The sequence below is a fragment of the Trichococcus sp. genome (assembly GCF_049684335.1).
Taxonomy (GTDB): Bacteria; Bacillota; Bacilli; order Lactobacillales; family Aerococcaceae; genus Trichococcus.
In genome coordinates this window covers 1-12,927 of the sequence record NZ_JBAVFV010000031.1, presented here as the reverse complement: position 1 = coordinate 12,927, position 12,927 = coordinate 1, and the positions used below count along the sequence as shown (strand labels likewise).

The 12,927-nt window shown below is 46.3% G+C and carries 12 protein-coding genes and 1 other RNA gene; 9 read left to right on the top strand and 4 right to left on the bottom strand.

The window, feature by feature from the left end; genetic code table 11:
- The 4 genes from WBM30_RS05880 to WBM30_RS05865 all read right to left on the bottom strand — a co-directional run.
- Positions 1–182: universal stress protein (locus tag WBM30_RS05880; protein WP_424899819.1), on the bottom strand; the 182-nt coding region annotated here is incomplete at its 3' end.
- Between the two features lie 124 nt (positions 183–306).
- Positions 307–609 (bottom strand): hypothetical protein, encoded by a 303-nt coding sequence (locus tag WBM30_RS05875; protein WP_424899818.1) that lies wholly within the window; start codon positions 607–609, stop codon positions 307–309.
- A 125-nt stretch (positions 610–734) separates the two neighbouring features.
- Positions 735–924, bottom strand: a non-coding RNA gene (gene ssrS, locus WBM30_RS05870) — 6S RNA.
- Between the two features lie 104 nt (positions 925–1,028).
- Positions 1,029–2,300: a replication-associated recombination protein A gene (locus tag WBM30_RS05865; RefSeq protein WP_424899817.1), complete on the bottom strand. Its 1,272-nt coding sequence runs from the start codon at positions 2,298–2,300 to the stop codon at positions 1,029–1,031.
- Between the two features lie 190 nt (positions 2,301–2,490).
- Between WBM30_RS05865 and gshAB the strand changes: the two genes are divergently transcribed.
- From gshAB to mnmA, 9 genes are all read left to right on the top strand, one after another.
- Positions 2,491–4,782: a bifunctional glutamate--cysteine ligase GshA/glutathione synthetase GshB gene (gene gshAB, locus WBM30_RS05860; protein ID WP_424899816.1), complete on the top strand. Its 2,292-nt coding sequence runs from the start codon at positions 2,491–2,493 to the stop codon at positions 4,780–4,782.
- Positions 4,783–4,792: 10 nt separating this feature from the next.
- A complete protein-coding gene (locus WBM30_RS05855; RefSeq protein WP_424899815.1) occupies positions 4,793–5,884 on the top strand; it encodes a hypothetical protein in 1,092 nt (363 codons plus the stop codon).
- A gap of 30 nt (positions 5,885–5,914) precedes the next feature.
- The gene (locus WBM30_RS05850) at positions 5,915–7,057 is read left to right on the top strand and encodes a cysteine desulfurase family protein (protein WP_424899814.1); all 1,143 of its coding nucleotides are present in this window, start codon (positions 5,915–5,917) and stop codon (positions 7,055–7,057) included.
- 54 nt (positions 7,058–7,111) lie between these two features.
- Entirely contained in the window at positions 7,112–7,459 is a 348-nt protein-coding gene (locus WBM30_RS05845; RefSeq protein ID WP_424899813.1) for a cysteine desulfurase, read from the top strand.
- Positions 7,460–7,729: 270 nt separating this feature from the next.
- Positions 7,730–8,506 (top strand): formate/nitrite transporter family protein, encoded by a 777-nt coding sequence (locus tag WBM30_RS05840; protein ID WP_424899820.1) that lies wholly within the window; start codon positions 7,730–7,732, stop codon positions 8,504–8,506.
- 265 nt (positions 8,507–8,771) lie between these two features.
- Positions 8,772–9,347, top strand: coding sequence for a xanthine phosphoribosyltransferase (locus WBM30_RS05835; protein WP_424899812.1), 576 nt, complete (start codon positions 8,772–8,774; stop codon positions 9,345–9,347).
- Between the two features lie 173 nt (positions 9,348–9,520).
- The gene (locus WBM30_RS05830; RefSeq protein WP_424899811.1) at positions 9,521–10,813 is read left to right on the top strand and encodes an O-acetylhomoserine aminocarboxypropyltransferase/cysteine synthase family protein; all 1,293 of its coding nucleotides are present in this window, start codon (positions 9,521–9,523) and stop codon (positions 10,811–10,813) included.
- A 120-nt stretch (positions 10,814–10,933) separates the two neighbouring features.
- Positions 10,934–11,527 carry a TraX family protein gene (locus WBM30_RS05825; protein ID WP_424899810.1) on the top strand — a complete coding sequence of 198 codons (594 nt, stop codon included), beginning with the start codon at positions 10,934–10,936 and terminating at the stop codon, positions 11,525–11,527.
- 137 nt (positions 11,528–11,664) lie between these two features.
- Positions 11,665–12,789, top strand: coding sequence for a tRNA 2-thiouridine(34) synthase MnmA (gene mnmA, locus WBM30_RS05820; RefSeq protein WP_424899809.1), 1,125 nt, complete (start codon positions 11,665–11,667; stop codon positions 12,787–12,789).
- Positions 12,790–12,927 lie beyond the last annotated feature (138 nt).

Here is a 12,927-nt window from a genome sequence, read left to right as displayed (position 1 = left end):
ATTTCATCCGTGAAGCTACCTTCGAACCCAGTAGGGGTTTGGATGGCTCGGGTATCAATGATATGAGTAATGATAATTGCTGCTTTGTTCCGTTTTGCCACTTCTACAGCTTTGCGGAATGACAGTTCAGATTCTCGGGATCCGTCAACCGGAATCAAAATTTTAGTATATTCTTGAAACATATTTACCACTCCTCTAAACTATTATCGCTTACAAGTATATTTTACTCCACATTAAACGAAAATGAAAGCGTGTTCTATCTTTTGGGGAATTATGTAAAGGCGCTAACAGGGAAGGTCATCCTGATTACTTGCTTTGCTCCTTCAAAACAGCGGCAAGCCGGAGGCTGAAAAAGGCCGTAAAGACCGTCGCCAACACTAATAAAAGGGCGTATAAAAAGGGGGTTCTGAGAAATATTGCCACAAAACAAAGTAGGCCGAGCAGGATGTAAAAGAGGCCGCTCCGCTGGAAAAGGCGTTGATTTCTGCTGGCTTGGTCCGAGCTGATGCTTTCCCGGTTCAGGACAAAGACGGTGGACCCTTTCAGTTTTATAAAAAATCCGACGGACAACAATAAAACGGCAAATAGGGCAATCAATAATTCGATCATGGAAATCCTCCTAATAGGTATCATTTTAACAGGCTGGAGTTGGGCGCCGATTTCGGCCGTAGAATCGACGCTGAATAAAGAAAAAAGCTACTCAAAGAGTAGCTTCCAAAGTATAAAAACTTTATAAGAAATCCGATGGTGCCGGTGTGTATATTCTACTAGTTTTGAACCCGCATATAAGCAGGTGGGCTCCAATACCCAGTTTCTAACTACCAAATGATAAGGCGTGTTATCCACTGAGATAAACAGGATCCCAAGGTAGTAATAAATTGTTCGGTCAACACATTGAGAATATGTCGAACACCTCAGAAATCTATATACGTATAATAGCATACTAATCAATAGTTGGCAAGTAAAACACAAGCATTTCAATCGGTAAACGTCGCAGCAGCAATAGGTTAAACGCTACCAAACGGTAATCAAGAATCTTTGTTGAAGCGGTGCTGCAATTGGTTGGCCAAAGCCTGCTCGTATTTGCCTGTTGCAGCCGGCTCATAATAGCGACGATTCTTCAGCGAATCCGGCAAATATTGTTGTTTGACCCAGTGATCCGGGAAATCGTGCGGGTATTGATAACCGATGCCGCGGCCCAACTTATTAGCGCCGCTGTAATGGGCATCGCGCAGACTATCCGGTATGTTCCCAGACTTTCCGGCGCGCACGTCCGCTAGAGCACTGTCCAAGGCAAGATAGGCCGAATTGGATTTCGGCGAAAGGGCCAGATCGACAACAGCATTGGCCAATGGAATCCGTGCTTCCGGCAAGCCTAGCTTTTCTGCAGCTTGAACAGCCAAAACGGTTCGGGCCACAGCTTGTGGATTGCCTAAACCGATGTCTTCGTAGGCACAGACCATCAACCGCCTGCAGGCGATCAGCAATTCGCCGGCTTCCAGCAACCTAGCCAGATAATGCATGGCCGCATCTACATCGCTGCCGCGGATCGATTTTTGAAATGCCGATATAACATCGTAATGGGCATCGCCGTTCTTATCGTGGACCAACGCTTTCTTTTGGACACATTCCTCAGCGATGTCGAGGGTGATGTGGATGGTGCCGTCCGCATCCGGTTTGGTGGATAGGGCTGCCAACTCCAAGGCGTTGAGAGAACCACGGACATCACCCATCGTGCTCCTGGCGAAATGAAGCAAGGCATCTTCATCGATCACAATCTTTTCTTTCCCCAAACCGCGCTTTTCATCTGCAATGGCTCGTTCCAGCGCTAATATGACATCCTGTGTCGTCAGGGATGTCAACTCGAAAATCTGGGTTCGGCTCCGGATTGCTGGACTGATGCTGATGTATGGATTTTCAGTGGTGGCGCCGATTAGGATGACCTGACCGCTTTCAAGGTGCGGCAAGAGAAAATCCTGTTTGGGTTTGTCCAGTCGGTGCACCTCGTCCAACAAGAGGATGACCTGGCCGGAAAATTTGGCTTCCTCCACGACGATCTGCAGGTCTTTTTTTGTGTCAGTGGCGGCGTTCAGTTGCCGAAAAGCCGAATGGGTCGATCCGGCGATGGCGCTCGCGATACTGGTTTTGCCGATTCCAGGTGGGCCGTACAGTATCATGGAAGAAAGCATCTTGGCATCAACCATGCGGCGGATGATTTTATTTTCGCCCACCAGATGGCTTTGGCCGATGACTTCATCGATGTGGACGGGACGCATACGGTATGCTAAAGGTTGTTTCATTGATCTCCGCTCCTTTTTCTCTACCCATTATATGCCATCTGATAAAAAAGAACAAACATTCGCCCGGTTATTTTTTTGCGGATTTTTGAAAATTGATTGAAAAGAAAGGCAGGCAACATCTTTACTATTTACAAGCAGAAAAGCTATAATGAATACATTGAAAATTGGAAGCAGAAAGTGAGAGTATATAATGACAGATTTCAAAGAGATTATTTTAACACATAAATTATCGGCATTATTTTCGAAAGCCTCTTTTGGAATCGAAAAAGAAAGCCAACGGATAACGGGTGCAGGCACGATCGCCAAGACAAACCATCCTGCAATATTCGGGAATCGCAGTTTCCATCCCTACATCCAGACTGATTTTGCGGAAAGCCAACCGGAATTGATCACACCGCCGATGCAGTCGATTGAGGAAACGTATGAATGGCTGACGGCTATCCATGATGTCGTGCTGCGGTCCTTACCGGAAGATGAATATCTGTTGCCTTGCAGCATCCCGCCTACCATGCCGACGAGCGAAGAAATTAAAGTAGCCAAGTTGGACAGTGCGGATGATGTGGCGTACCGGGAGTACTTGGTCTCTGTTTACGGGAACAAGAAACAGATGGTAAGTGGCATCCATTTCAACTTCGAATTGAATCCTGCCCTCATCAAAGAGCTTCATCAGCTTTCCGGTTCTGCCGGGACGCTTAAAGCGTTCCAATCGGATCTCTACTTGAAGATGGCTCATAACTTCATCCGATATCAATGGATTATGACTTATCTTATGGGAGGATCCATTTCCGCGGATAGGTCCTATTTCGAAAAAGAAATACAGGATGATTTACCTCTGGATGGGTACACAAGAAGCATCCGCAGCAGCAAATATGGATACGTAAATAAAGCGGATGTGCATGTTTCTTTTGAATCGATTGATGCCTATGTGCAGGATATCGAGCAGATGGTAATAAGCGGTAAGCTTATTGCCGAAAAGGAGTTTTATTCCACTGTCCGTTTCAGAGGGGCCAACAAAGCGCGTGATTTGCTGACGAACGGAATCGCTTATCTCGAATTCAGGTTGTTCGATCTGAACCCCTTCGCTGAGTTTGGAATGCATAAAGAGGATATGTACTTCATCCATTATTTCCTGCTCTATTTATTGTGGATCGAGAAGGATGCCAGCGAAGAAGAGATGAAAATCGGAAAAGAAATGAATTACAGCACTGCATTGGAGAATCCTCTGCAGCCATCCGCATTCCAAACGGAAGGACTGTTCGTCCTGGAGGGGATGCTGCAGATGCTGGAAGCGATTGGCGCAGAAGAGAAAAACAGCGTAATCGTCAAAGAAAAAATCGAAGCATTCCACAATCCGGAGAAAACAGTGGCAGGCCAGATGGTCAACGCATTGAAAGCGGGAGCGGACAAAACCGCTTGGGCCACATCATTGGCCAAAAAGTACAAAGAAGCTGCTTGGAAACGTCCGTATGCCTTGAGAGGCTTTGAGGACATGGAACTCTCCACACAGATCCTGATGTTCGATGCCATCCAAAAAGGCTTAAAAATCAACATGCTCGACCGTTATGACCAATTCATCTCGCTGACCTACAAGAACCATCGCGAATACGTGAAGAACGGTAATATGACGGCAAAGGACAGTTATATCGGCCCGCTCATCATGGAAAATAAAGTCGTCACAAAAAAAATACTGGCGGAGAACGGATTCGCGGTGCCGGACAGCGGTGAGTATCATTCTGTGGCAGCCGCCCTGCGCGACTATTCTATCTTTGCCGGGAAAGGTATCGTCGTCAAACCAAAGTCAACCAACTATGGACTAGGTATTTCCATCTTCAAGGATGGTGCAACAGCTAAAAACTACGAAAAAGCGGTACGCATCGCATTTGAAGAGGATGAGGATATATTGGTCGAGGATTTCTTGGCCGGAACCGAATACCGATTCTTTGTCATCGGTAATGAAACAAAAGCCGTGTTGCTGCGTGTCCCTGCCAACGTGGTAGGCGATGGCAGTCACACGATCCGTCAATTGGTCGAGGAGAAGAATAAAGACAGTCTCCGCGGAAAAAATCACCGGTCCCCTTTGGAATTGATAGCGACTGGGGAACTCGAAAAATTGACGATCCAAGGGCAAGGGTATAGTTTTGACAGTGTTCCGTCTGCAGGGGAAACGGTCCGTCTGAGGGATAATTCAAACATCAGTACCGGTGGTGATTCAATTGATTTTACAGATCAGATGGACGACAGCTACAAAAAACTGGCTGTGCAGATGGCAGCCTCACTGGGTGTTGCGGTCTGTGGAGTGGATATCATCATCCCGGATCATTCAGTCCCGGCCACGAAAGAGGAGCCGAACTACGGGGTGATCGAGGCGAACTTCAATCCAGCCATGCTTATCCACATTTATCCATACCAAGGGAAAAGCCGACGCTTGACGATGGAAATCCTGCGCTTATTGTTCCCGGAAATGCAGCTGGAGGAAGAGTAGGGGGAACTTCATGAAAAAGTCATTTCTGAGAATTGCCAGCCATATTACCATTGCTTTCATCATGTTTTACGGATATCTCATCGCGAAGGGATTCAACGACTGGGGTAATCTGTCATCATTTGATCCACTGCTCGTTCCAGCTCTGTCGGCAGGCCTGTTCCTATCCATCCACGTGCATGTCTTTCTTCATGAAGGGGGGCATTTTCTCTTCGGAAAATTGAGCGGTTATCAGCTAGTCAGCTTTCAGGTCAGACATTACAAATATAGCCAAGCGGATCACAGCCTGCATCATATGCAGGCTACCTCCCCGTTACTGGCGGGCCAATGCTTGATGGCACCTCCTGAAGGGGACTATGCGGAATTGCCGTATCGCAGTTATCTGCTGGGTGGCATTATGGCCAATGCTTTGACGGGGACAATCTTGTATTGCTTGGCTTTTTTGATGGAACTGAAGACAGGTTCCTTGTTCGTTTTGTTCAGTTTGGTGCCTGTCTGGATGACTTTAGCGAACCTGCTGCCGAAAGCGCAGAATGATGGAGCCTTGCTGAGGGAAGCAAGCCGGTCATTGCCCGCGCGCAGGCTCCTGTTCCAGCAATTGGAGATGGCACGGCTTATCGAAGAAAAAGTACCTTTTGCCGACTTACCGGACGCCTATTTCGAAAATATAAATGATGCTCAGTATCAAAAAACCTTCCTGGTTGACTACTTCTACATGGTCGCGTATGTCCGCGCTTTGGGGGAACTGGATTTTGAAGAAGCCGATTCATTGTTGCAGACTTTTTCGGCCAAACGTCCAGTCGAAGAGTCGGTCTATTGGCCCGTTTATATGATGGAATCTTTGTTTTGCGATGCGCTGTTCGGTCGGATCGCTAATGCAGAGGAAAAATACAACCAAATACAAGCGCAACCTTTGTTAAAAAGGTACTGGATCGCAAACAACAGAATAAGGGCGGCCTATGCATTTTTCTGTCATACCGATATTGCAGAAACGAAGAAATTGTTGGGAAAGGCTCCAGCAACTGCCCAAGATTCCTCGAAGGAAATGCAAACCAGCATCGAACTGCGCCTGTACCGTTGGCTCAACAGTTATTTTGAACACTAGAAAGACTTGCGACAGAAAGAAGGTAACAAATTGATTTATTTCGACCATGCCGCTACGACTCCGGTGAGACCTGAAGTTGTGTCGGTCATTCAGGAATCGCTTATCGAAGATTTCGGGAATCCTTCCAGTACCTATGCTTTGGGAAGGCAAACAAGACAGCATATCGATCAGGCACGCAGGATTTTTGCGGCATCCATCCAAGCAGACCCGGCTGATATCATCATCACAAGCTGCGGCTCCGAATCAAACAATACAGCGATCATATCGACTGCGTTGGCTCTGAAGGAAAAGGGCAAACACCTTATCACTTCTGAAGCAGAACACCATGCAGTCCTCCATCCGATGCATTATCTAGAAACATTAGGCTTTGAGGTGACTTATCTGCCGGTTGACGATATCGGAAAAGTAACCTTGCAATCCGTGAAGGATGCGATACGCGAAGATACAATCCTAGTCTCATTGATGTATGCCAATAACGAGGTTGGCAGCATCAATCCGATTGCCGACATCGGCGCGTTTTTGGCCGAGCAGAATATCCTGTTCCACACCGATGCCGTTCAAGCCTATGGCAGCGAGCAGATTGATGTGGGGCAACAGCATATCGACTTCTTATCTGTTTCCGCGCATAAAATCAATGGCCCCAAAGGCATCGGATTTTTATACCGCAAAAATAGCCTGCATCTGCCTAATTTCATCCATGGCGGCAGCCAGGAGAACGACCACCGTGGCGGTACGGAAAATACGCCATACATCCGGGGGTTTGCTGAGGCCGTCACTTTGATGGAAGCAGAACGCAAGGAGAGCAACCGCAAAAAGCGTGAACTGGGCGAGTATTTACTGAGCGGACTTGAAAAGAGCGGTGTCCCATTTGAATGCAATGGTTGTTATCCTGAAGGGGTACCGCACATCTTGAACATCTGGCTGCCCGGCATGCGTTCCGACAAAATGCTGATTCAGTTCGATCTCAAAGGGATCATGCTGGCGGCCGGATCCGCCTGTACAGCCGGCAGTCTTGAACCGAGCCATGTATTGGCAGCGATGTACGGAATGGATAATCCGCGCGCAACGGAATCCTTGCGCATTTCATTCGGACCGGATAATACTATTGATGAGGCGGACACACTGATCGCCCTACTGAAAAGCATCCACAATAAGCAATACAAGAACGGCTGAACGAAAGAAAAAAATGTGTTATGATAGAGAAAACGTTATCTTGGAGGACTGCATATGGCATTCGAAAAAAATGTATCTTTAAAGGGATCCGGAAAAACCTTTCGATTGAACGAACAGGTGAAACGCTACACTTTGCGCGACAATGGTTTTGAAGAAACCAAAAACGGCAATTTCCAAATGGTCCGCGATTTGGACAATAGCGTGTTGCATAAACAAGGGATCAAAGTGAAAATTGTCGTCGCTGCCGATCTGAAAACATTGAAAGTTTCCACAACGACGAGCAATGGATTGCAGATAGTGGATGTCTACGGTAGGAAAACCATGTCGGCTGCGAAAGAGCAGTTGGAATACGTTTTGGACAGCTTGGTCGAAAACGGCGTCTTGGCTGAAGTGTCGGAGTGATCTAAACTTATTTGTGATATCTGAAAACAATGGACCGGTTCTGTAAGAGGCACTCTTACAGCCGGTTTTTTTGCATCAAATTGAAAAATGGAACTTGCGCAAATCCATGTGCACAAAAAAAACATAATACATACTATAAATACCTTAATATTTTTATATAAACCGTTATTTTTTTCATTCCAATTCTTATGAAATATGATATACTTATTCAGAATCGCACAAACAATTCGGGAGATGAAGAAAGTGGAACAAAAATATCAAGGCGCAGCCATGACTACAGTTGATAAAAGCGCCCTAAAGAAGTCGAATTTATTTGAGACTTCAAAAGTAAAATATTTCATCAGATGTATGCTTGCTGGTATGTTTTTGACGTTGGGTACATCAATCGCTGTGATGATTGCTGAAAAAGCAGAACACATGCTGCCCGGTAGCGGGAAATTTTTCTACTCATTCATGTTTGCATGGTCTTTGGTCATGATCAATTACATGAACACAGAATTGGGTACATCCAACATGATGTACATGACAGCAGCCATTTACCGCAAGGTGTTGGCACCCAAAAGAGCTTTAGCAATTTTATTCACGTGTATCTTATTCAACCTTATCGGGGGCATGGTCGCTTCATACGTCATGTCATTGACGAATATTTTCCAAGATTTACCAGCTGAACATTTCCTGTTCCATGCAGTTGAAGGGAAATTGCTTAAAACGCCAATCCAGATGGTAGCCGAAGGTATTTTTGCGAATATCATCGTCAATACGACTGTATTTGTGAGCGCCCATATGAAGGATGACGCCGGCAAGCTGTACTCGACCATTTTCATCATCTTCATCTTTGCATTTTTAGGCTTTGAGCACGTTATCGCCAACTTTGCGTCCTTTAGCCTTGCGTTTTTCGCATACGGTGGCGCCGTCCCGGGGATGACAGTCGGCAGCGTGTTGACGAACTGGTTCTTTGCTTTTATCGGAAATTATATCGGCGGCGGATTGATCATCGGTTTGCTGTATTCATGGATGAACAAAGATTCCGAAGTATACGTAGACTAAGCTTTACAACCAAAAAAGAGAAGGGTCCGACAAACCGGATCCTTCTCTTTTTTTCTTCTACGGATAAAAAACTGTCCGAATCAAGATTTGTTCTTTTTTCCGAGTTGATAGCTATCCCAACTGGCGATAAAACTTACGGACGGTTGACAAAAGCGAAGATTATCTGTATTGTTTTACTGTTATTTGTTAACAGAAATAAGGCATACTAGCCGACTGTCGCAAGCGGCTGATAGATAGAACAAAATGTAATTAAGGAGGCTTTTTTATGAAGTTGCTGGAGGAACGTATACTAAAGGATGGCATCGTGTTGGGGGACAACGTGTTGAAGGTGGACAATTTCTTGAACCATCAGATTGACCCCGTATTGATGCAACAATTGGGGGATGAATTTGCACGGTATTTTGCTGACAAAAAAATAACCAAAATTTTGACGGTGGAGACATCCGGCATTGTGCCCGCAGTATTCACAGGTTTGGCATTGGGAGTGAAAGTTGTTTTTGCAAGAAAACAAAAGAGTCTGACGATGAAAGACAATCTGTATTCGGCCACTGTCTACTCCTTCACAAAAGATGTCACCAACGAAATTACAATTTCCAAACAATATCTTGACGAGAACGATCATGTCCTCATCATCGATGACTTTTTGGCGAACGGACAGGCCACTAACGGCTTGATGGAAATCTGCAAGCAGGCGGGAGCGGAGATTGCTGGTGTCGGTATCGTCATCGAAAAATCCTTCCAAAAAGGCAGAAAAATTTTGGAGGAACAGGGTATGGATGTCTATTCATTGGCGCGCATCAAGTCCTTTGAAAACGGCACGGTACAGTTCATCGAAGAATAGCAACACAGGAAGGCAGATATTCTCTGTCTTTTTTTGTTTTCAAACATTGGGAATTTTGTGCGTTCATGATCTTTCGATTTGTCTTCAATATCTCCACAAAGCCTATTGGAATTGTGGTAAAATATTAAATATGCATGAGATTATGAACGTTATCTTAACGAGGAGGTTCAATAATGAGAATTGAAACACAATGTTTACACGAAGGTTATCACCCAGGGAACGGTGAGCCAAGTGCACTTCCGATTTACCAAAGCACCACGTACAGATATGACTCGACGGAGCATATCGGGAAACTATTCGATTTGACTGCCGCCGGACACATGTATTCGCGCATCTCCAATCCAACTGTTGCGGCCGTGGAAGAGAAAATTGCAGCGATGGAGGGTGGCGTAGGGGCTTTGTGCACAACTTCCGGACAGGCAGCCACGATGATCAGCTTGATGAATATCCTGAAGGAAGGCGATCATTTCATCAGCACCGCCTCCATTTATGGCGGAACCATCAATCTGTTTGCCGTGACTTTGAAGCGATTCGGAATCGAATGCACATTTGTCGATCAAGAACTGCCTGAGGAAGAAATCCAAAAAATGTTCAAACCGAACACGAAAGCTGTATTCGGCGAGACCATCGCAAACCCCGCTTTATCTGTTCTGGACATCGAAAAATGGGCAGCGATCGCTCACAACAACAAAGTGCCTTTGATCGTGGACAACACGTTCCCGACGCCGTACCTTTGCCGACCGTTCGAGTTTGGAGCAGACATCGTGGTCCATTCCACCTCGAAATACATGGATGGCCATGCTGTGCAGATGGGCGGGGTCATTGTCGACAGCGGCAATTTTGACTGGAAGAACGGCAATTTCCCAGAATTCACCGAACCGGATGAATCCTACCACGGCATCGTCTATACGGAAAGCTTCGAGAACGCTGCGTACATCACAAAAGCACGGGTGCAGATGATGAGGGATATGGGGGCATACCCAAGCGCCAATGCTGCCTTCTTGTTGAATCTGGGGCTTGAAACACTGCCTGTGAGGATGGACAGACATTGCAGCAATGCCTTGAAAGTCGCTGAATATTTCAAACAATCCGAAAAAGTCGAATTTGTGAATTATCCGGGATTAGAAGGAGACAAATACCACGAATTGGCAAATAAATATCTGCCGCTCGGAACGTGCGGCGTCATTTCACTTTCTATCGAAGGAAGCAGAGAAAATGCCATCAAATTCATGGACAGTCTGAAGTTGGCGTCCAACGAAGTCCATGTTGCCGACATCCGGACTTGTGTGCTCCATCCGGCAAGTTCAACCCACAGACAGCTGACCGATGAACAATTGGCGGCAGCAGGCATCACGCCAGGCCTGATCCGCTTTTCGGTAGGGCTTGAAAACGTTGCTGACATCATCGAAGACATCGAGCAAGCTTTGGCAACCCTGAATTTGGATGCCAAGCCTTATACTGTCTGATCGACATTTTCCCTGAAAATGAAGCAGAATTCCTTCTAAAGGTGTTCTGCTTTGTTTTCTTTAATGCGAAAGATTTCTCTTTTGCATCCCATATAATTCAAGAAGATCGGAAGTGACGCAATGGCATACAACAACAAAACGGCACTCATCAAATGGATTGCGATCCTCACCATGACGATCGACCATATCGGCTATTATCTATTCCCTTCATTGCTTTTTCTGCGTGTTGTCGGACGCATCGCTTTCCCTTGTTTTTTGTATACAACCGTGAAGGGGGTAAGCGAGACCCGTGATTTCCGTAAGTATCTGCTGCGCCTGCTCCTGACCGGAGTCATCAGTATGCCGATAACCGCACAAACAGGGAATGTCTTCAATATCCTCTTCACATTGGCTCTTTTTGCCTTGTCGATCAAAGACTACCGTTTCATCTTGCCGGCAATATTTTTGGTCCAATTTACGGAATACGGCTTGTATGGCTTTTTGATGGGGTGGACAATCTACGTGCTTTCGGAAAAACATGTTGCAGCGGGAATCGCGCTGTTTTTGCTGATGAATGCCTTGCAATTCCCCTCGTTGCAGGTGTTCGCTGCAGTGGCGCTCATTCCCATGCTTCTGCCGGTTAATTTCCAGATCAGGCCGCTGCCGAAATGGGCCGGTTATGCCTATTATCCTAACCATCAAGTTATCCTGATGCTTATCGCCCGGCTGATGTGACCGTTGGGTTGTATGCGGACAGGTGAGAAAGCTTGAAATATGCACTGGGATGGTGTAAACTGTTTTTTTGTATCGGGTTTAACTTATATATTGTAAGAAGTGATAAAATACACAAATTAAGTAAGGGTGTGATAGGCATGCAAGACAATTCAAAAATACGCGTGGTGGTCGGAATGAGCGGAGGCGTTGATTCTTCCGTCACGGCGTTGCTTTTGAAGGAACAAGGCTACGACGTCATTGGCATTTTCATGAAGAATTGGGATGACACGGATGAATTCGGATTCTGCACGGCAACCGAAGATTACAAGGATGTTCAAGCCGTCGCACAGCAGATCGGAATTCCTTATTATTCCGTCAATTTCGAAAAGGAATATTGGGATAAGGTTTTCCAATATTTCCTGGACGAATATAAGAAAGGACGGACGCCGAATCCGGATGTCATGTGCAATAAAGAAATCAAATTCAAGGCCTTCTTGGATTATGCGATGGAACTGGGTGCGGATTATGTCGCAACCGGGCACTATGCGCAAGTCGTCCGTGACGAAGACGGCACCGCTCATCTGCTCAGAGGCGTGGACGACAACAAGGACCAAACCTATTTCCTGAATCAGCTTTCCCAAGAGCAACTTTCCAAAACGATGTTTCCGCTGGGTGGAATCAAAAAGCCGGAAGTGCGCCGCATTGCTGAAGAAGCGGGTTTGGCGACAGCCAAGAAAAAAGATTCGACAGGCATCTGTTTCATAGGCGAGAAGAACTTCAAAGAATTCTTGACGAACTTCCTTCCGGCGACGCCTGGCAAAATGGTTACTTTGAGCGGCGATGTGATGGGTGATCATGCCGGATTGATGTACTATACGATCGGGCAACGAAAAGGCTTGGGAATCGGCGGCGGTGGGGAATCCGATGATCCTTGGTTCGTCATCGGCAAGGATCTGACGACCAACACGCTTTACGTGGGCCAAGGCTACCATCATGAAAACTTGTATGCCGACAGCCTGGATGCGACCGATATCCATTTTACCTCCGAAGGTAAGAAACCATCCGTCTTCACCTGTACGGCTAAATTCCGTTACCGTCAACAAGACACAGCAGTCACTGTCTATCTGAACGAAGATCAGACGACTGCCCGTGTGGAATTTGCGGAACCGGTCCGCGCCATTACGCCTGGCCAAGCTGTTGTTTTTTATGACGGTATGGAATGTCTGGGTGGGGGGACGATCGACAAGGCTTATCAAGCCGAGCGCGTCCTGCAGTACATCTAAATAATGAGTGAGGGGCCGGTTTTTTTCTCCGGCCTCTCTTTAATTTGGTCGGGAATTGTGGTATCGTTCTTAAGGAATCTTGTAACAAGTCTGAATATTTTAAAAAAGGGAGGGGATCATCCGGATGGATACAGAACA